At 67.7% G+C, this 20,212-nt stretch carries 11 protein-coding genes and 2 pseudogenes; 6 read left to right on the top strand and 7 right to left on the bottom strand.

Translation table 11 applies throughout. The features are described from left to right. Positions 1–103: 103 nt before the first annotated feature. Both ABZ490_RS36340 and ABZ490_RS36335 read left to right on the top strand, forming a co-directional pair. A pseudogene (locus ABZ490_RS36340) lies at positions 104–226 on the top strand (IS5/IS1182 family transposase); the annotation flags it as partial. Between the two features lie 212 nt (positions 227–438). Further along, complete coding sequence (locus tag ABZ490_RS36335; RefSeq protein ID WP_359000200.1) at positions 439–1,800, top strand: aminomethyl transferase family protein; 1,362 nt, start codon at positions 439–441, stop codon at positions 1,798–1,800. A 180-nt stretch (positions 1,801–1,980) separates the two neighbouring features. Here ABZ490_RS36335 and ABZ490_RS36330 read toward each other — a convergent pair whose 3' ends face one another. Beyond that, complete coding sequence (locus tag ABZ490_RS36330; protein ID WP_359000197.1) at positions 1,981–2,745, bottom strand: hypothetical protein; 765 nt, start codon at positions 2,743–2,745, stop codon at positions 1,981–1,983. A 448-nt stretch (positions 2,746–3,193) separates the two neighbouring features. Between ABZ490_RS36330 and ABZ490_RS36325 the strand changes: the two genes are divergently transcribed. Continuing rightward, positions 3,194–4,831, top strand: a complete 1,638-nt coding sequence (locus ABZ490_RS36325) for a hypothetical protein (RefSeq protein ID WP_359000194.1) — start codon at positions 3,194–3,196, stop codon at positions 4,829–4,831. A 229-nt stretch (positions 4,832–5,060) separates the two neighbouring features. On the opposite strand, the gene ABZ490_RS36320 is transcribed toward ABZ490_RS36325, so the two are convergent. From ABZ490_RS36320 to ABZ490_RS36305, 4 genes and pseudogenes are all read right to left on the bottom strand, one after another. After that, positions 5,061–6,017 (bottom strand): hypothetical protein, encoded by a 957-nt coding sequence (locus tag ABZ490_RS36320; protein ID WP_359000191.1) that lies wholly within the window; start codon positions 6,015–6,017, stop codon positions 5,061–5,063. Further along, positions 6,014–7,291 (bottom strand): NAD(P)/FAD-dependent oxidoreductase, encoded by a 1,278-nt coding sequence (locus ABZ490_RS36315; RefSeq protein ID WP_359000188.1) that lies wholly within the window; start codon positions 7,289–7,291, stop codon positions 6,014–6,016. The genes ABZ490_RS36320 and ABZ490_RS36315 overlap by 4 nt, the downstream gene beginning before the upstream one ends. Continuing rightward, positions 7,288–8,610: an NAD(P)/FAD-dependent oxidoreductase gene (locus tag ABZ490_RS36310; RefSeq protein WP_359000185.1), complete on the bottom strand. Its 1,323-nt coding sequence runs from the start codon at positions 8,608–8,610 to the stop codon at positions 7,288–7,290. The genes ABZ490_RS36315 and ABZ490_RS36310 overlap by 4 nt, the downstream gene beginning before the upstream one ends. A gap of 883 nt (positions 8,611–9,493) precedes the next feature. Further along, a pseudogene (locus tag ABZ490_RS36305) lies at positions 9,494–9,541 on the bottom strand (hypothetical protein); the annotation flags it as partial. Positions 9,542–9,876: 335 nt separating this feature from the next. Here ABZ490_RS36305 and ABZ490_RS36300 point away from each other — a divergent pair. From ABZ490_RS36300 to ABZ490_RS36290, 3 genes are all read left to right on the top strand, one after another. Further along, a complete protein-coding gene (locus tag ABZ490_RS36300; protein WP_359000182.1) occupies positions 9,877–12,186 on the top strand; it encodes an FdhF/YdeP family oxidoreductase in 2,310 nt (769 codons plus the stop codon). After that, positions 12,174–13,004 (top strand): formate dehydrogenase accessory sulfurtransferase FdhD, encoded by an 831-nt coding sequence (fdhD, locus tag ABZ490_RS36295; protein WP_359000179.1) that lies wholly within the window; start codon positions 12,174–12,176, stop codon positions 13,002–13,004. Before ABZ490_RS36300 ends, fdhD begins: the two co-directional genes overlap by 13 nt. 234 nt (positions 13,005–13,238) lie before the next feature. Continuing rightward, complete coding sequence (locus tag ABZ490_RS36290) at positions 13,239–16,472, top strand: S8 family serine peptidase (protein WP_359000176.1); 3,234 nt, start codon at positions 13,239–13,241, stop codon at positions 16,470–16,472. Positions 16,473–16,645: 173 nt separating this feature from the next. On the opposite strand, the gene ABZ490_RS36285 is transcribed toward ABZ490_RS36290, so the two are convergent. After that, positions 16,646–18,277: an AMP-binding protein gene (locus ABZ490_RS36285; RefSeq protein WP_359000173.1), complete on the bottom strand. Its 1,632-nt coding sequence runs from the start codon at positions 18,275–18,277 to the stop codon at positions 16,646–16,648. Positions 18,278–18,351: 74 nt separating this feature from the next. Next, positions 18,352–20,208: an ABC transporter ATP-binding protein gene (locus ABZ490_RS36280; RefSeq protein WP_359000170.1), complete on the bottom strand. Its 1,857-nt coding sequence runs from the start codon at positions 20,206–20,208 to the stop codon at positions 18,352–18,354. Positions 20,209–20,212: the final 4 nt, after the last annotated feature.

Here is a 20,212-nt window from a genome sequence, read left to right as displayed (position 1 = left end):
TGGAGAGCCGGATGACAGGGAAACCGTCATGTCCGGTTCGGCGGGAGGCCGCGCGGAAAAGGACTCGCCCCGGTGAGAACCTCGCTGCGTGGCCCACCCATCCGCGTGGCTCCACGGCTTCCGACGCCTTCGCATCCGGTGGGAACGCAGAGCCGACATCCACGAAGCACTCCTCAAGCTCGCCTGCTGCCTCATCACCCACCGCCACGTCCAACGCCTTTGTTAGGACCCGTTAACCCAAGGCGTCCTACATCATTTGTCCAGTGGGCACGCGACGCTCGGCCGAGAAGTGTTGGGTCATCCGTACGATTCTTGATCGCGCTGACTGTCGTACGGTCGTCGCCAGGTTCGGAGCCCGCCCGAGTGACGCTGCTTCATCGACCTCGTCGGCGATGCGCCCCGACCCACACTGCCCTGAGGAAAGGTCTTTCGACGATCATGACTTTCGAAAGTCTGGCGGCGGCCATCGAGCGCGTGGGGAACCCGGTAGACCTCCTGCGTAACAGCCCCGCACGTGCCCACACGTTCCCCGTCGTACCCGAATTCACCAACTGGCGCTCCGAGCAGCGTGCCTGGGCGGAGTCCTGCGCCCTACTGGACCAGTCACACCACATGGTCGACCTTTTCCTCAAGGGCCCCGATGCTCTGACGGTGCTCACCGGACTGGGAGTGAACAGCTTCGCCGGCTTCGGAGTCGGCAAGGCCAAGCAGTTCGTGGCCGTGAACCCGGATGGTCAGTTGATAGGCGATGCGATCCTCTTCCACCTGGAGGAGGAAGTGTTCGATCTCGTCGGGCACCCGATGGTGATCGACTGGGTGCTGTTCCACGTCGAGCGTGCAAACTACGAGGTCACCGCCGAACGCGATGAGAACTCCGCCGTCAGGACCTCCGGGCCGCCGAAGTTCTACCGCTACGAGCTTCAGGGCCCAAAGGCCGCGGCTGTCCTTCAACAGGCCACCGGGCGGCCGCTGCCGGAGACCAAGTTCTTCAACATGGCCGACTTCTCCATCGCCAGCCGCACCGTCCGTGGCTTGCGCCACGGCATGGCAGGACAGCCCGGGTTCGAACTGTTCGGGCCGTGGGAGGAGGGCGAGGCAGTCCTCGATGCCCTTCTGGCGGCAGGGCAGGACCACGGACTCGTCCGGGCTGGGGCGAAAGCGTACTCGACCGCCAACCTTGAGTCGGGCTGGGTGCCGGCGCCGATCCCTGCAATCTTCGACGACGCTCCGCTACTCAATGAGTACCGGGAGTGGCTACCCGCCGTGGCCATCGGCGCCATCGGTGGCAGCGTGGACTCGAGCGACATCTCCGACTACTACCTGACGCCCTACGACATCGGCTACGACCGCAACATCAAGTTCGACCACGAATTCGTCGGCCGTGCCGCCCTCGAGGAACTGGCGAAGAACCCGCCGCGTACCAAGGTCACCCTCGTCTGGAACGACGACGACGTCACCGCCGCGATGGGGTCACTGCTCGGCGACGGGCCCGGAGCGAAGTACTTCGACCTGCCCAAGATCCGATATGCGTTGCACCAGGAGGATCAGGTCCTGCTGAACGGCGAGCAGATCGGAATATCGCTGGACTGCGGCTACATCGCCAACGAGCGAGCCATGGTCTCCCTGGCCACGATCGCCAAGGAGCACGCTGCGCCCGGGACCGAGGTGGTCGTCGTCTGGGGCGAGCAACCGAACTCGGCGAAGCCGCAGGTCGAGGAACACAGGCTCTGGGAGATCCGGGCTACCGTCGCCCCCGTCCCTTACGTTCAGTTCGCCCGAACCGATTACCGGAGCAGGTGACATAACGGCGACGACGGACTCACAGGGTGGGTACAACGGTAGGCTTCGTCTACACCAAGCGCTGACACGGCAGAACGGCACGCTGGTGCGGGATTGCGCAATGTACTACGCGATCCCGCACAAGGTCCGATCAACCTGGCGGCTCCCTGACGCTGGGCTTCCGCTCCGCTTCCCGTCCCATCAGCAGTGGTCGGAGCTGGCCACCGCGCGGTCGCGGGCCACATTCTGACCCTTCGGTGTGCCGTCGGGGTTGATCACGTTGGCCTTGGCGTCGTAGTAGGCGCCCGTGGAGAGGATGGTTTTGTAGCTGGAGTCGCGACCGCGCCAGGTGGTAGTGGTGACCAGTCCGCCGCCCGACGCACCCCAGCGGTACTTCGAGACGGTGAATCTGGGGTTGCTGCGCACGGTGCGCATCTCCGGGCGCAAGGTCAGCCATCCCACTCGCCTGGGCGGGACAGTGATGCCAGTGGTGGTGGACCAGCCCTTCGCCTTGGCGTACGACCAGGTGTGTTCGTAGGCACCGCCGGCCTGTATGTGCAGGACGTCCTTGATTGCGTTCCAGTCGAAGCCGAACGAGCCGCTGACGCTGTTGGTTTCGGTGCTTGTCGTGCTCCCGTTCGTCTGGAGGTTCTGACTCAGCTGGGAGCCGGAGCTGCAGTTCACGAGGGTGTTGCTGACCTTGGTCTCCGGACCGGTCCAGGTCCAGCTGGAGGACTCGGGGTAGCTGCAGGAGCCCTCGAACGCCTCCCAGTTGGCCGAGAGTGCGTTGAGGTGCGAGGCCTCGAACGCATTCGACTTCTTGAGCTCGCCGGTCTGTACGTTGATGAGCCAGTACTGCTGTGATGTCGAACCGGTGCAGAGACTCATCAGCAGCTTGTCGGTGTTGAACGGCTCGACGCCTCTGATGTTGGCCGCGGCATTCGCCGGTGAGACGAGTGCCAACATCGAGGACATGCTCAGCGCCCCGACTACGGCCGCGCGGGTAATCGTCGTACGCGAAATCACGTGATGGTCCCTTACTTTGCCTGTCCAGGAGGATGCCAAATGACGACCTCGTGGCGTCCACGGGTCTGCCCGCCACTCAACAGCAGATCTAAGGCGGTCCACCGTGCCGGTGCGTGCCACCCAGGGCGACGTGATCATCTTTGGGCTCCACTGACGCTAGAAGGTGCGGATTTGATCAGCAACCCAAGCGCCTGCGCCTAATCAACCTGTTCTGGGGTTCAGCCTGGCATCGGCGCACTTCCCTTGCGAGAGCGACGGCACGACCCCACCCGCCGTACCAAGGACACCCGATTCACCGAAGGCACGGCCCAACGAGGCATCCATGCCGTCGTCGTGAATCGCGATCGTCGTTTCATTCGGAATGCAGAAGACAGAGGTAGGTGGCCCTATGGGACGTCCCGAAAAACCGCTGGACCCGGCGGCCGGCGCGGTGCAGCGCCTTGCCGACGAACTGCGTAAACTACGAAGGGATGGTGGCAGCCCGTCGTACCGGACCATGGCCGGAAGCGCCGGATTCTCTGCGTCGGCGCTGTCGCAAGCGGCGGGCGGAGAACGGCTGCCGTCGTTTGCCGTCTTTCAGGCGTATGTAAGGGCGTGCGGCGGCGACCCCTCCGCATGGGAACAGCAGTGGAAGACCGCCGAGGCAGCCGCCGCAGAGTTACCTGTACTTGTCGGGGAGGACGACCCTGCCCCTTATCGGGGCCTCGCACGATTCGAACCGGACGATCACGACCTGTTCTTCGGCCGGGACCGAATGCTGGAGCAACTCCAAGAGCTGGTGTGCGAGCACAGGTTCGCAGCTGTGTTCGGTCAATCCGGCAGCGGCAAGTCCTCCCTGTTACGAGCCGGCCTGATCCCGTCCCTGCGAAGGGAGATAGCAGCCCGGGGGAATCCGACATCGCTTCGGTTACTCACCCCAGGGGACAGACCCGCCACGACGTACGGGCATCTCCTGGCGCCAGCAGAGGATGGGCGGGAGATCTGGGTGGTGGTGGACCAGTTCGAGGAGATCTTCAGCCTGTGCCAGGAAACGGCTGAACGGGCCCGCTTCATCGACCTGCTGCTCGCCTCCCTGGATCCCGACAGCAGCCTGCGCGTGCTCATCGCCATACGCGCGGACTTCTATGCCCGCTGCTCCGAGCACCTAGGCCTCGCGGGCGCGCTGCACGGCGCCGGACTACTCGTCGGCCCCATGACCAGGGAGGAATTGCGGGACGCCGTCGTCAAGCCCGCGATGGCGGAAGGTGTACTCGTGGAGCGGTCACTGACCAACCTGATCGTCGAGGACGTCCTCGATCGGCCCGGAGCCCTTCCGCTGCTCTCGCACGCCATGTTAGAGACCTGGCGCCGGCGCCAGGGACGCATGCTGACCAGGGTCGCGTACGAGGCGATCGGCGGGCTGCGCGCCTCGATCGCGGCGAATGCCGAGGGCGTGTACGGACAACTGGACCCATCCCAGCAGCGAGCCGCGCAGAGCACGCTGCTCCGAATGATCCAGCCAGGGCGCGGAACCGCCGATACCCCACGCCCACTCGTTCGAGCCGAACTCGACGCTTGGGACGACCCCGACGTGCGGACAGTGGTGGAGCAAATGATCCACGCTCGACTGCTGACAGCCGGCGAGGACGGCGTCCGCATCGCCCACGAGGCCCTGATCAGCTACTGGCCCCGGTTCCACGGCTGGATCGAGGAGAACCGTGAACGTATGGTCCGTCTTCGACAGCTCGCCGAAGCCGCCCATGGATGGCTTGAGCACGACAACGACCCCGACGCCCTGTTCCGAGGCAGGCGCCTGGCCCAGTTGGAAGAGCTTTTCCCGGACTACCGAAACGATCCCGCTCTCACCGCTCTGGAACGGGCTTTCCTCACAGCCGCTTTCGAGGCACGCGAGAGGGAACGGCAAGCCGCGCGCCGCACCCGACACACGACTCGGCTCCTCCTCATCGCACTCTCCGGTGCTCTGGCGGTGGCCCTGGTCGTCGGCCTGCTCGCATGGTCGCAGTGCAGGTACAAGGAGCGGGAGTGAACTGACACCGCGGCTCGCCGGGGCGCCGCGGTCACCGACACCCCGCGCACAACGGGCCGCGCTGTTGGTGCCGCCGCCTGGCAGATTTCCCCGCCGCCCGAGAGCCGGCGGGCCCTGATCGCCTCTCGCACTCAGCCGGAAACGAGCGTCGAACCGCACAAAGGCTCTGAAGCACTGGTGGATGTCACCGCGCAGCACCGGCCCCCTCGCCGCCGCTCCCGATCTCCGGTCAGTCCCAGGCAAGCCCCACGTCGATGACCCGGTGCAGTCCCGGAGCAAGCCTCCGCGCCGCCGAGGCGACGCTCAGCATGCGGGCGACCGTCCCGGGGTACGGGTCCGCGGTGAACGCCCCGTCCACGGTCGCGCGCAGCCACGAATCGCCGTCGACCACGATCCTGAGGGCGAGGTCCAGGTTCTCGGCGTGGGCCACGGTGGGTTCCCAGACCAGCGTGACCTGCCGGCCGCCCTCGAGCTCGGCGACGCACTCGTGGCGGAAGCCGCACGCCAGACCCGCCGGGATCGTCTCGTCGTCGAGCCGTACGTCGTGTTCGGACGTCAGCGCCCGTCGCGCCTCGTGGAGGTGCTCGACGCGGCGCCCCACCGCCTCCCCGATCAGATGGGCGGACGCACCGAGCGGGTAGGGGGTCTCGCGCTCCAGGTCCGCGGGAGACTCGCCGATGCCCTGCATGTGCCGGTTCTCCCGGGGCCACGACCGCGCGTCGGACGGTTTGACGATCGTCAGCCGCCGCCAGCCCGGCGCCATCTGCAGCAGCAGCGCGGGCAGCACGTCGAAGACGAAGCCCGGTTGGAGCCCTGCCGTGGCGATCCGTGTGCCGCGGGATCTCGCGGCACTGTCGAGGGCCTTCCCTCCGTCGGTCAGTTGGGTGGCTGGATGGAACAGGCCCGAGCTCGTCACCACGTCGAGCCCGAGGTTCGCGCAGTTCTCCAGCGCGTGCGCGAGTTCATCCGCCACGGCATGGTTCGTGTGCACGACAACGGCGTCGGGGAAGCGTTCAGCCGCTCCGGCGAGGTCGTCGAAGACCGCGATGCCCGGCGGCAGCGGGCCGGCCTGCGCCGGCCGTCTGGTGACGACCGCGACGGGTGCCAGGCGTGGCTCCCGCGCACAGGCCTCTACAGCGAGCCGTCCCAGTTTCCCCAGCCCCCAGACGATCACTTGAGTCGTCATACGAGTACCTCCGGGGCGGGGCGACGGGCACGGATCTTCTGCAGGATCTCGTCGGCGACGCGCTGTCCGGAACGCGCGGCGCCTTCCATGGCGCTGGCCCATTCCCCGGTCGCCTCGCCGGCGAAGTGGACGCCGCCCACAGCGGCGCCGAGTGCGGCACGGCGCGCGAATCCGCCGGTGCCGAGGTTCACCACGCCTCCCACGAACTCCTCAGTCGTCCAGTTCTGCACGACGCCGCCTACGCGTGAGGGCGTCACCCCGGTCATCGCCTCGATCTGGCGGTCAAGGTCGGTCAGGGTGGCGGCGGCATCGTCGAGCCTCCCGTCGCCGGTGTCCGCGACGGTACCGAGGGCGATCACCGTGTCCTCGGGGCCGGACTTGAGCCAGAACATGCTGACCGGGCTGTCGGTCATCGTGCTGGGGCCTGCAGCGTCCAGGATGCGGCCGCCGTCGCGGTACTGCGCGACGACCTTGCCTCCCTGTGCCATGGGGGTGCCCAGCAGGGCCTCGATCTTCCAGGAGGGCAGCACGGGGTCGAATCCGATCCTGCGGGTGGCCTGAACCGAAGCGGTGACGACGACGCGATCCGCGGTGAAGTCACCCGTGTCGGTGAGGACCCGATATCCCCGGCCCGCCCGTGTCACCACGCGGACCGGGGTGCTGAACCGAATGTCCAGTCCAGCCGACGCAGTGCGCGCAATCGAGTCGGTCCCGTCAGCAAGCAGCCAGCACAGTCGCCCGATGTCCCCTGGGTGCACGTGCCACGAGGAAACGAGATCACCGCGGGTTACAGGGTTGAATCCGGCCTGCATGACGTACGCGTGACGGGACTTCACCGACAGCCCAACACGCCGTGCCCAGGCCGTGAGCGTCTCGGCGCCCGAAGGAGGCGCGGCATCGAGGGCGTCCAGCACCTCCCATGCCATCGCGGAGCGCTCCCCTGCATCCACCCGCTGTCCATCGGTGACCAGGTTCCCCAACAGGATTGAGGCACCGCTGTACCTCTGGTCCGGGCCCTTGGGGAAGAGCGCGACGCGGGGCCTGAGCCGCACGTCATGCTCCAGGCAGAACGAGAGCAGGGTGTCCTGGCCGATGTCCAGCCACGACGCTCCGAGGTCGGCGACCTGCCCGTACGCGAGCGACTCTCGGTCACCCCGTGTACGGCCGCCGAGATGCGGAGTGGCTTCGAGGACGACAACGTCCTCACCACCATGGGCGAGGCTGCGGGCGGCGAAGAGGCCGGCGAGACCGGCTCCGATCACGATCGTGCTCATGCGCGAGACAGCCTTTCGTCGATCAGGTCGGCGTGGTACCGCCGGGGAGAGCGGAGTATCTCGTCCGCAGCGCGTATCCCGGAGCGCACAGCCGCCTCGAGAGTTCCCGACATCGGGCCGTCGGTGTAGTCGCCGGCCAGGTGGGTGCGGTGCTCCACCGCTGACAGGACACTGGCGATTGTGGTGCGTGCTGCGGCCGACGGCATGACGGTCACCCCCTTCGCGATGGGGTCGGCCCACCAGTTCTTGACCTCGCCGTGCAGCCGGGTCACCGGGCCGCCGGTCGCCTTCACCACTAGATCGTCGACCATCCTGAGCGACGCCTCCTCGTCGGCCAGGACTCCCCGCCCCTCACCGTTGATGAAGGCGGCCACGATCGCCGGCCCTTCCGAGAGGTGCATGCTGCCCACCCAAGCCGAGTTGATGGCTCCATCGGTGTAGACGATGGAGCCGAAGGCCTCCCGCACCGCGTCTCCCTCGGCGTACTGCGCGAGGACCTTGCCCGCCATCGCCGGCAGGAGGGACATCGCCGTGGCCACCTTCTCCTCCGGCAGCGGCGGGTCGAAGCCGATCGTGAGCATGGCGAACGGCCCGGCCGCGCAGATCACCCTGCTGCCGGTGTAGGTGGTGCCGTCTTCGGTCTCCACGGTGACGCCCCCGACGCGCCGCACCCGTGCGACCGTCTGGTTGAGTCGGATGTCCAGGCCCTCGGCCAGAGCGAACGCGAGCCGCTGGGTGCCCCCGATAACGCGGCGGAAGTCCGCGCTGGGCGTACCGAAGATGTAGTGGACGTCGCAGTCCCAGGGGTCCAGCTGGGTCAGCATGCGCGATACGCTGCGCACCGCGGCGGCGGGGACCGTCGAGAGCCTGGACCTGCGTACCCACTGCTCCACAATCTCATGGTGCTGGGGCGGGTGCGCCTGGGCCGCTGCCCGAATGTCGGCCGCCGCTCGCGCGGCCTCTTCCTGGGCGATGACCCCTCCGTCGACCAGGAAGCGTCCGACCCGCAGGTAGCCCTCGACGAGCGAGAGGTCCTCGGGTTCCGGACGCCCGTACGCCAACGGCTGCGAGAGTTCCACGCCGAGCTCGCCGCAGAGCGTGGTCAGCGCGTGGTAGCTGCGGTCGATGATCTCTCCGCCGTGGTCGGCGTACTGACCTGCGCACCAGCCGTCAGTGGTGGTCAGGGCCCTGCCGCCGACCTGGTCCCCGACCTCGAGCACGATCACCTCGACACCGGCCTGTCGCAGTTTCCGGGCGGCTGTCAGCCCCGCCAGTCCCGCCCCGATCACGATCACCGGGCCGTTGTCCAGCGTCTGCACGCCACCACCTCCATCCACATCGCGCGAGCGGGATCCGGCGGCCGCCGGGTCCCCGGCCATCCACTAGACACCCGCACGGAATAGGTGCCTGTGTGGGCGCAGCGATCGATGCCCGGTTGGGGGAACCCGCAAGCCTCCCCTCACCGTGGGGCTCCCCCACCTCGCGGACAGGTCCCCAGCCGGGGACACGACACTCACCTGTCCCGTCCTGCATCGGAGTGTCCGGCAACTGTTCGAGGATCGCGGCGACGTCCGTGCTGTGGGCGTTGTCGACCAGCATCCGGGCCATGTGCGATGCGGGATCCCGCCGGGCCACCACGAGCCCAATGCGGTGTGTGCGTGCAGGCCCGGTCAGGGGCACCGCCTGCATTCCCGCGAGCACCCCGAAGACGTGCAGCCAAGAGTGGGGCACGATGCCGGCCCAACGGTCCGTCCTGACGTGCGCGAAGGGGGAGGCGACCTCTGTCTCACCTGGGCCGCACCAAGGCGCCGATCTCCTCAAAGACACCGTCCAGCACCCGGCGTCCCTGCATGACCGGGCCGAGGAGGCAGAGCGGCTGCCGCTGTCCAGGTGATCTCGTTCAGCCGCCGGCGCCGACGGCCGATCACGTCGGCAGGACGTACCGCTCGCGATACAGAGGGACGTAGTCGAACCGCCGGGCGACCTCCTCGGCTCGACCACTTCCGTGGTGCGCAGGTACGTCTGAACCTGGACGGTGACGAGCGGATGTCGGGTGCAGAAGCTCGATCAGCAGGGAGACCACGGTGGGTACGGAACCGACGCGCAACCGGCCGCTGAGTCCGCTCCGCATGGCCGCCACCATGTGCGGTCCCTCGGGTGTCAGCCCCTCGAACCTCCGCTCCCTGCGCACCAGGGAGACCTTCAGTTCTTCCTCAGCTTCCGCAAACCCTCGGACAGAGCGGGCTGGGAGACATGACACGACCCGGCGGCACGGGCGAATGACGCTCACGGGCCAGAGCGACGAGGTGTTCGAGCCGGCGCAGCAGCACATCATCGGTGTACTGACTCCGGCCGCGCAAGCCAACCAGATCGCCATCCGAGACCACCATGCGCGATCTGATAGGCCACACCTATCAGATCATTGCGAAGACCACTTTGACGCCACTGACGGAAACCGGTGAAAGTGCCTGTACGGCAGGTGCGTTCCGTTCCTTCACTCTCGCCCGCCCGCCCAGAGGTTCAGCGACTCCGTGCCGGAGTGCCGCCACGTCCACCCACGCCGTGAAGGGAATGGATACCGCACGATGAGCACAATCGAAGACCCCGAGGACGAGCGTCTGTCCGTCACTCCCCCCAAGGCATGGGCCACCGGAGTGCCGGCGGTGACACACGCCCTCCAGTACTCCCTCGGCCAGACCTCGGTGCGGCGTACCGCGCTGACACTGCTGAACATCAACCAGGCCAAGGGCTTCGACTGCCCGGGCTGCGCCTGGCCCGAACCAGCCGCAGGGCAGCGGCACCTCAACGAGTACTGCGAGAACGGCGCCAAGCACATCAGTGACGAGGCGACCTCGCGCCGCGTCACCGCGGAGTTCTTCCGGCGGCACCCGATCTCCGAGCTGGGCGGGAAGTCCGACTACTGGCTCAACCAGCAGGGTCGGCTCACCGAGCCCATGGTCAAGCGTCCCGGCTCGGACCACTACGCGCCGATCGGATGGGACGAGGCGCTGGCCCTGCTCGCAGATGAGCTGCGCGCCCTCGACTCGCCAGACGAAGCACTCTTCTACACCTCCGGGCGGGTGGGCAACGAGGCTGCGTTCCTCCTCCAGCTCTTCGCCCGCGCCTTCGGCACGAACAACCTGCCCGACTGCTCCAACATGTGCCACGAGTCCAGCGGTTCCGCCCTGAACCAGACACTGGGCATCGGCAAGGGCAGCGTGAGTCTGCAGGACCTCTACGACGCGGATCTGGTCCTCGTCGTAGGACAGAACCCGGGGACGAACCACCCACGCATGCTCTCCGCGCTGGAGGAGACCAAGCGCAACGGCGGACAGATCGTGGCCGTGAACCCGCTGCCAGAAGCGGGCCTATTGCGGTTCAAGCACCCCCAGAAGGCCCGTGGCGTAATCGGCCGCGGAACCGCCATCGCCGACCAGTTCCTCCAGATCCGCCCCGGCGGAGACCTGGCTCTGTTCCAGGCGCTCAACCTGCTGTTGCTGCAGGCAGAGGACGAGCGTCCGGGGACGGTCCTCGACCACGCCTTCATCAGCAGGCACACCACCGGCTTCGACGACTTCGCCAGCCACGCACGGAAGATGTCCTGGCCGGATGTGCTCGCGGCCACCGGGCTGACCCGCGAGGAGATCGAACAGGTCCACCGTCGAGTCCTGAACAGCGAGAAGATCATCGTGTGCTGGGCCATGGGGCTGACCCAGCACAAGCACGGCGTCCCGACGATCCGTGAGATCGTCAATTTCCTCCTGCTGCGCGGCAACATCGGCAAGCCCGGTGCCGGTGTATGCCCCGTGCGCGGTCACAGCAACGTGCAGGGCGACCGCACGATGGGCATATGGGAGCGGATGCCCCAATCCTTCCTCGACGCACTGGAGCGCGAGTTCGGCTTCGCCCCGCCCGCCCAGCACGGTCTGGACTCGGTGGACGCGATCCGGGCGATGCGTGACGGACAGGCCAAGTTCTTTCTCGGCGTAGCCGGCAACTTCGTCCGGGCCACCCCGGACAGCGAGGTCACCGAGAGGGCGATGCGGCGCTGTCGGATCACCACGCACATCTCGACCAAGCTGAACCGATCCCACACGGTCTGCGGCGACACTGCGCTCATCCTGCCGACTCTCGGCCGGAGCGACCGCGACATCCAGGCGGGTGGGGAGCAGTTCGTCACGGTCGAGGACTCGATGAGCGAGGTGCACGCCTCCCGCGGTCGGCTCGCCCCGGCCTCACCCCACCTGCTCAGCGAGGTGGCCATCATCAGCCGTCTGGCCCGGCTGACCCTCGAGGACCGGCCGGCCATTCCATGGGCGGAGTTCGAGGCCGACTACGGCACCGTACGGGACCGCATCGCGCGTGTCGTCCCGGGCTTCGAGGACTTCAACGCCCGCGTGGCCCGACCCGGCGGCTTCCGGCTGCCGAACCCCGTGAACGAGAGACGGTTTCCCACGGCAAGCGGCAAGGCCGTCTTCACTCGCAATGCCTTCGAGATGCTCCAGGCCCCCGAGGGGCACCTGATCCTCCAGACGCTGCGCTCGCACGACCAGTGGAACACCATCCCCTACGCCATGAACGACCGCTACCGGGGCATCTCCAACGCACGCAGGGTCGTCCTGGTCAACCCCGCCGACCTGGAGGTCCTGAGAATCGCGGACCGTAGCGAGGTCGATCTGGTCGGTGTCTGGCAGGACGGTGTGGAACGCCGCGCACCAGGCTTCCGGGTTGTCTCCTACCCGACGACGCCCGGTTCCGCCGCCGCGTACTACCCCGAGACCAACGTCCTGGTCCCCCTCGACAGCGTCGCCGACATCAGCAACACGCCCACCTCCAAAGGCGTCATCGTACGGCTGGAGCCGGTCGGGGAGGGGGCAGGCGCATGGGCCGGGTGACCGCGCGACGCCGCGTCCTTCGTGTCCGCGACGGCACGGCCGCGCACTGGCCGGACACTCTGGCCGTGGAAGAGCCGATGGAGATACGGGTCGGGGGGCGACCTCTGACGGTGACCATGCGCACTCCAGGCCACGACTTCGACCTCGCGGCCGGATTCCTCGTGAGCGAGGGGGTCGTCCGCGCCAGCGAGGAGATCGCCGGAATCCGGTACTGCGCCGGCGCCACGGCTGACGGCGCCAACACATACAACATCGTCGACGTCGTCCTGGCTGCGGGCGTCGCGCCCCCGGACGCCTCGCTGGAACGAAACTTCTACACCACGTCGTCCTGCGGGCTGTGCGGCAAGGCCAGCCTGGAGGCGGTGCGCACCACGGCTTCTTGGCGCGTGGACGAAGACCGGCTGCGCATCAGTCCCGAGAAGCTCACTGCGTTGCCCGCAAGACTGCGCGCGGCACAGCGCGTCTTCGACAGTACGGGCGGACTGCACGCGGCCGGCCTCTTCAGCGCTGAGGGCGAGTTGCTGTGCCTGCGTGAGGACGTGGGCCGGCACAACGCCGTCGACAAGGTCGTGGGACATGCCCTGCGCACCGGCCTGCTGCCGCTGCGTGGCACCGTTCTCATGGTCAGCGGCCGAGCCTCCTTCGAGTTGGCGCAGAAGGCACTGATGGCGGGCATCCCGATGCTCGCCGCCGTCTCCGCGCCGTCCTCCCTGGCCGTCGATCTCGCGGCCGAAAGCGGTCTCACGCTGGTCGGCTTCCTTCGCGGCACTTCCATGAACGTGTACACGGGCCAGGAGCGGGTGACGGGCACCTCCTGACTCCGCCCGTACGCAGGGTCCCAGCTCGCCGACGATCATCTTTTCCAGGCGATCAGGAGGGCATGCCTCCATTTGTCCTGCGTGGGCTGCTAGAGTCCAATTAACTCACTCGCATGAGTTAATTGGACACCTGCGAGGGATCGCTCTGGTTGCCGTCCCAGCCGTCGCCACACCGACGGCCCACTCGGCCCCCGTGCGGCCGAAGGCGTTCCTCCCTCCTCAGCCGCGCCCTACGTGAACCCACCCACGAGACCGGACTCGCGAGAGCCCAGGAAGCTCTCGCCTGTGACACCGGGTTTCCCCCACATATGCTCGTCAGGAAGAGAATTGACGCATCAACAGCCATCCGGTCAGACTGCCGCTGGGCTTCGGACCGCTCTGCTCGCCACAGCCCTCACGTTGTCCGTCCTGTCCGTGCCAGCCCACGCCGCCCAAGCAGACGAGAATCAGCCGAACGGCGGCTTCAGCGCCGGAACCTACGTGGTGCAGCTCGCGGACGCCCCGGTCGCCTCGTACAAAGGCGGCCTGCACGGACTGAGGCGTACCGCGCCTCAGCCGGGCAGCCGCCTCGACAGCACGTCTAGCGCGGTCAGAAGCTATCTGCGGCACCTGAAGGAGCGGCGAGACACGGTCCTGGAGAGCGTGCACGGCGTGAAAGCCCTCTACAACTACGTGTACACGCTCAACGGTTTCGCGGCCCGGCTCACCGCTAAGCAGGCAGCGAAGCTGGCCGGCAGCCCCGGCGTCATGTCGGTCACGCGGTCCACTACCAGCCACCCGGCCGCGGCCCCGGAGACGACCCACACATCCCCAGTCAAGCGGTCCGGGACAGCCGACACACCCCGCTTCACACAGACCGCGACCGTCAGCGTTTCCCCTCGGTCAGCACCCGGACGGACGACCACCGCGCCAGTACCTGACATACCTCGCTTCCTCGGCCTGTCCGGGAAGAACGGCCTGTGGTCGAAGTCAGGCGGAGGCGCCCACGCGGGTGAGGGAATGATCATCGGTGTGATCGACACCGGATTCGACCCTGGGAACCCACTGCTCGCCCCGCTCCCGGAACCCCGTCCGGACGCGGATGTCATCGCCAGGAAGTGGAAGGGCAGTTGCGACGAAGGCGACGACAGCGCGCCCCAGCACAAGGTCACCTGCAACAACAAGGTGATCGGAGCCGCCTGGTTCCGTGCCGACATGCCGGACCCTCAGCCGACCGATGTCCCGTCCCCACGCGACATGGACATGCACGGCACCCACACCAGTACCACCGCCGCGGGTGACTACGACACCCCCGCGACAATTCCCGGTGCCAATGTCAGCGGCACGATCAGCGGTGTGGCGCCGGCGGCCAGGCTGGCCGTGTACAAGGCATGCTGGAGCAACGGCTGCGGAGACGTGAACACCGCCGCGGCGATCGATCGCGCCGTGGCGGACGGGGTGGACGTCATCAGTTACTCCATCGGAGGTGGGCTACCGAGCGCCACTTCCATGGAAGCCATGTTCAACGCCACGAAAGCGGGCGTGTTCGTCTCCGCCGCCGCAGGCAACAGCGGCCCCAACACGGTGGAGAACACCGCTCCCTGGATCACCACTGTCGCCGCGGAGACCCATGACACCCGCTACACAGCATCCCTCGTCCTCGGTGACGGCCGCCGCTTCACGACGCCGGCCCTCACCATCGGCGTTCCCACGACTCCGCTGGTGAACGCCGTCGACGCGCGCAGCAGGGAAGCCGACCCGGCGGCGGCGGCACTCTGCGCACCGGACACACTGGATCCCGGCCTGGCCAGAGGGAAGATCATTGTCTGCGACCGCGGCAGCACCGGGTTCACCTACCAGGACCGTTACGACGCTCTGAGGGCATCTGGCGCCGTGGGCGTGATCATGGTCAACACGCCCACCAGTGCACAGGACACGTGGCAGGAACCCCAATTCCCCACGATCATGCTCGGCAAGGACAGCCGGGACGCAATCAAGAAGTACGCCGCCAGCCCTGGCGCCACCGCCACGTTCACCCCCACAGCCAGCGCGCACGTCCAGGCCCCAGTCATCACCGGCTTCTCGTCCAGCGGCCCCGATCCCTTCAGCGGCGGGGACCTGCTCAAGCCCGACATCACTACGCCGGGTGACATGGTCGCCTCGGGCACGGTGCCCGGCGGCGCCAACCACGACCTGGGCCAGTTCGGCTTCATGGGCGGCACCTCCGCCGCGACCCCGCAGATTGCGGGGCTCGCCGCCCTTCTGAAATCCCTCCACCCGAACTGGTCGCCCATGGAAGTCAAGTCGGCGCTCATGACGACGGCGACGACCACCGACAACACGGGCGAACCACTCTCACGGGGGTCGGGCGACAGCCCCGATACCGTCCCCGCCACACCACTGGACTTTGGCGCCGGCACTCCCCGGGCCAGGCTCGCCGCCGATCCCGGCCTGGTCTACGACTCCACCGCCGAGAACTGGACAGCGTATCTCTGCAGTATCGGGTTCTCGGGCCAGGACGAGGCCGACACCTGTTCCGGTGCGCCGAAGACGGACCCCAGCGACCTCAACTATCCGACGATCTCGGTTGGCGACCTGTACGGCCGTCAGACGGTGACTCGCACCGTCAAGAACGTCTCCTCCACATCCGCCACGTACCAGGCCAAGCTGCACACTCCGGTCGGCTACAAGGCCGAGGTCACCCCGAGGCGTCTCTCCCTCGCACCTGGCGCGTCGGCCACGTACAAGGTGACGTTCACGCGTACGCGGGCACAGCTCGGCCAGTGGGAGTTCGGGACACTGACCTGGAGCGACGCCCACAGCCAGCACCGCGTGACCAGCCAAATAGCCCTACGTGCCGCGTTGTTCGGCACCCCGAAGGAGGTTGACGTCGTCGGCCACGACTCGGTGACCGTGACGTCGCACGTGAGCTGGAACGGCGAACTCACGGCGCGAGCCGAGCTGAACGCCGACAGCCGGATCACCGGCACGCTCTACGGGACCGAACAGTCGGACTTCCCCGGTCTGCCCCCCGCCTCGGACGCGGTCGCCAAGACGCACATCCATGTGCCGGAGAACGCCCCGTTCACCCGAGTCGCCATATCCGCCACGGACCACCTGCCCGGAAGCGACCTCGACCTGTACGCCTTCGACAAGTCGGGCCAGCTCGTCGGCCCCTGGCCGGGCTCCGGCTCGGACGAGCACGCCGATCTGCCGCCCGGCGACTACGACATCTACGTCGTGCAGTTCGCGCTCCCGGAAGGCGTGACCCAGCAGCCGTACACCCTGCGTGTCTGGAAGGTCGGTCAAGGGGGCCCCGGCCCGCGTACCACGACGAAACCGGCCGTCCAGCGAGTCGCCGCCGGCTCCGCGGCCGACGTCAGCGTGAGCTGGACCGGAGCCCAGCGCGGTGAAATCTACCTCGGCGTCGTCACCTACGGAGACGGATCGAAGACGGTGGGCCGCACGGTCCTGTCGGTCGGGCCCTGATCGTCCCGCACAGGCACGGTGCGAAACCAGCGCCTGTACGTGCTGTGCCCCGGTCAAGGTCATCGACCGGGGCACAGCACACAGGAGCCAGCGTCCTGTGCCTCGGCATGAGAACAACCTCCAGTGCGCGCTTCGGGACACCGAACCCGTCGCCCCGTGCGCCTGGCCCCACATCAGGTGCGGGCGCCCCCGGCGTCTCTCGCCGGAGTGGACCGGGCGGTGGCTTCACGATCTCGCTCGGCGTCGTACACCCTGCTCGTGAGACCCCGCTCCCTCAGCACCGCCTTGGCCACTCGCTCCGACGGTGTCTTCGGCAGCGAATCGACGATGTCGATGAACCGCGGTACCGCGTAACGCGGCAGATCGGCCGCAACGTGACTGCGCAGCTGCCTCGGGTCGGGCGGTCCGTCACGATGGGGAACGATGACGAGCGCCACGTCCTCCTCGCCCACTTCGGAGGGGACACCGATCGCGGCCGCCTCCAGGACCAGCGGATGTGTCAGGGCCACCCGCTCCACCTCCCAGGCCGACACGTTCTCGCCACGGCGGCGGATGGAGTCCTTCAGACGGCCCACGTACTCGTACGTACCGTCCGTCCGCCGTCGGGCGAGGTCACCGGTGTGCATCCACAGGCCCCGCCAGGCCTCGACTGTCGCCTCGGGCCTGCGCCAGTAGCCCATCATCACCGCGTGCGGACGGGTCGGGCGGACCAGGAGTTCGCCCACCTCCCCATCAGCGACCGCGACACCGAAACGGTCTGCCACACAGAGTTCCACACCCGGCAGCGGTCGGCCCACGTTGCCCGGAGTGCCTTCCCCTGGGTACTGGTTGCAGACGGCCGGCGCCTCCGTCATCCCGTAGCCCTCCAACAGCTCCACGTTGAACCGCTCCGTGAAGGGGTCGTGGATGGATTTGGGGATGGCGGAGCCCAGTCCGCGACGGCGACGGCCCGGCCCGGACGGGTTGGCCGGCTGCTTGAAGACAAGGGGAAGCATCGCCCCGATGAAACAGAACACGTCGGCGTCGTGGCGTTCCACCTCGCTCCAGAACCGGCTGGCGCTGAACGAACTCGCCAGGACCAGTCGGCACCGCTCATACAAGACGTCCAGGACGGCCATGCGCGGATCGATGTGGCACAGCGGCTGAGCGCAGTACATGACCTCACCCGGGCTCAGGGCGATCGCTTCGTGGTGCGCCATCGGGATGTTCGCGTAGTAGCCGTGCGACAGCATCACCCCCTTCGGCGGCCCCGACGAACCCGACGAGTACATGATGGTGGCGAGTTCGTCGGGCTGGGGCCGAGCCAGGTCCGCGGAATCGGTTCGGCCGCGCGCCAGTACGTCATCGAACGTGTGATGGCGAACACCTGGCCCCAGCGGCTCAGGATCGGCCTCGCCATCGAGGACGACCGCCAGTTCGATTCCGTGACCGGGGACGGTCTCCGCGACGCGCCTCAGCAGTTCGGCCGCGCCGATCGCGACACGGGGCGCGAGATCGGTCACCAGATGCTGCAGCGACGCACCCTTGGCCTCCACTGAGGCCGGACCGTCGACGGCCCCGGCGGCATGCAGACCGAACCAGCTCCAGACGGCCTCGATACGGTTGGGCATCATGATGAGGGCGCGGTCGCCCTTCGCTACGCCTGCCTCGCGCAGACCCCGACCCATGGACATGACCTCGGCATACACTTCACTGAACGTGTGCTCGACGTCATCGAACACCAGGAAAACCTCACGCGGGAGCTCCGAGCTGGCACGCGCGAGTTCCTGGAGAACGCCGCCGGGCACGACCTCGGTTCTGTTCATGTCGGACATGGTGCTGCGGACGCCCTTCCTCGTTCCTACGCCTGTTAGCTTTGCACCCGGTCAGGGGAAAAGACTCAGTCAAATGCCCGGTTTCCGATCGTCGGGGCTGCCTCCAGCAGCCGACGAGTGTAAGGGTGGGCAGGCTCCCGCAGTACGCTCGCCGTCGGACCGCGTTCACAGATATCGCCGGTCTGCAGGACCAGGACCTCGTCCGCGATCGTCGCGACCACGCCCAGGTCGTGTGTGATGAAGAGCATCGACAGACCCAGCTCACGGCGCAGCTCACGAAGCAGCTCGAGCACCGCGGCCTGTACCGAGACATCCAGGGCCGAGGTGATCTCGTCACACAGCAGCACGTCCGGCCTCGCGACGAGGCTACGGGCGATTGCCACGCGCTGGCGCTCGCCGCCCGAGAGCTCACTGGGATAGCGCTTCGCCATGCTGTGCGGCAGACGCACCTGGTCGAGGCGGCTCAAGGCCTCTGTCCGAGCCGTCGACCGGTCCTGACCGAGCAGCAGGTGCGCGGGGCGGGTGAGTGATTCCTCGACCGTCCGCCGTGGATTGAGGGCTTCCGCCGAGTGCTGGAAGACCATCTGGATACGCCGGCGCTGTTCGGGAGTGCGCTGTCTTGCGTGGCCTGGCAGTTCGATTCCGTCGAGCAGGACGCGCCCCGACGCCGGCGGATGCAATCCCGCGATCGCGCGGGCCAGTGTGCTCTTACCGGAGCCCGATTCACCCAGCAGTGCCACGCAGGCCCCCGGCGCGATGGCGAAGCTTACGTGCTTCGCCGCAGTGACGACCTCGCGTCGGGACCGGTGCTCGGCGGTGACCGAGTCGAGTACGAGCACCGGGGCCGAGTCCACTCTCGTCTCACCTGCTTCCGTCCGGTCGCGAGTGACTGTCGGCGGGGCGGCGCGGCGCCAGTGGAAGCAGCGCACGTCGTGTCCGGGGCGGACGGGCGTGGGCTCGGGCGACTCGTCCGAGCACTCCGCAGTGGCCATCCGGCAGCGTGGGGCGAACGAGCACCCTGTCGGGCGCTCGGAGAGCCCCGGGGCGACACCAGGGATCGGCTCGAGCCCGCCCGGCGCGGTCGGGTCCGGGCTCGCGGCCACCAAGGCCCGGGTGTAAGGGTGCCTGGGGTGGGACAGAACATCCCCCGTAGGCCCCACCTCCACGATCCGGCCGGCGTACATGACCGCGATCCGGTCCGCGATCCGCGACACGACCCCGATGTCGTGCGTGACGAAGACCATCGAGATTCCGTGTACATCCCGAAGCCGAAGCAGTTCGTCCAGAATCGTCGCCTGGGTGACGACGTCCAGTCCCGTGGTCGGTTCGTCGAGCACCACGACGACAGGTTCACAGGACAGCGCGACACCGATGGACACCCGTTGCTGCTGTCCGCCGGAGAGCTGATGGGGAAAGCGCCGCGTGAACTCCCGCGTGGCAGGCAGGCCCACGGCCCGCAGTTGAGCCACGACGCGTTTCGTGTGCTGGCCACCGGCCCCCACGCGATGCTGGTCAAGCACGTCCTCGATGACCTGACCGACACGGAAGGCCGGATTCAACGCCCGGCCCGGCTCCTGGGGTATGTAGGAGATCAGTTTGCCCCGCCGGGAACGCATCGACTCACCCAGGGGCACCGTCTCTCCGCCGACCGTCAACCGGCCATGGGCGATGTGGACCCCTGGCGCCGCATACCCGAGCAGCCCCAACGCCATCGTGGTCTTGCCCGAACCGGATTCCCCCACGATCCCGAGGATCTCCCCCCGGTCGATCTCCAGATCGACCCCGTCGACGATCACCGCGCCCGATCCGAGCCTGATGTCCAGACCTTCGACTCGGAGTCCCGGGTTCTGCACGCCCTGGCCCTGTGCGCCGGGCGGCTCGGTACCGGAAGCGGGATCCGGTGAGACCTCTGCATATGACAAGGTT

The sequence above is a fragment of the Streptomyces sp. NPDC005811 genome, assembly GCF_040630405.1.
Lineage (GTDB): Bacteria > Actinomycetota > Actinomycetes > Streptomycetales > Streptomycetaceae > Streptomyces.
Note: the sequence above shows the minus strand (reverse complement) of the source record. Positions and strands in the feature narration are given on the sequence as shown.

Bases quoted from the DNA above. Each gene is read 5' to 3' on its own strand.
- ABZ490_RS36335 (WP_359000200.1), top strand. From the start codon at position 439: ATGACTTTCGAAAGTCTGGCGGCGGCCATCGAGCGCGTGGGGAACCCG.
- ABZ490_RS36330 (WP_359000197.1), bottom strand. From the start codon at position 2,745: ATGTTGGCACTCGTCTCACCGGCGAATGCCGCGGCCAACATCAGAGGC.
- ABZ490_RS36325 (WP_359000194.1), top strand. From the start codon at position 3,194: ATGGGACGTCCCGAAAAACCGCTGGACCCGGCGGCCGGCGCGGTGCAG.
- ABZ490_RS36320 (WP_359000191.1), bottom strand. From the start codon at position 6,017: ATGACGACTCAAGTGATCGTCTGGGGGCTGGGGAAACTGGGACGGCTC.
- ABZ490_RS36315 (WP_359000188.1), bottom strand. From the start codon at position 7,291: ATGAGCACGATCGTGATCGGAGCCGGTCTCGCCGGCCTCTTCGCCGCC.
- ABZ490_RS36300 (WP_359000182.1), top strand. From the start codon at position 9,877: ATGAGCACAATCGAAGACCCCGAGGACGAGCGTCTGTCCGTCACTCCC.
- fdhD (WP_359000179.1), top strand. From the start codon at position 12,174: ATGGGCCGGGTGACCGCGCGACGCCGCGTCCTTCGTGTCCGCGACGGC.
- ABZ490_RS36285 (WP_359000173.1), bottom strand. From the start codon at position 18,277: ATGAACAGAACCGAGGTCGTGCCCGGCGGCGTTCTCCAGGAACTCGCG.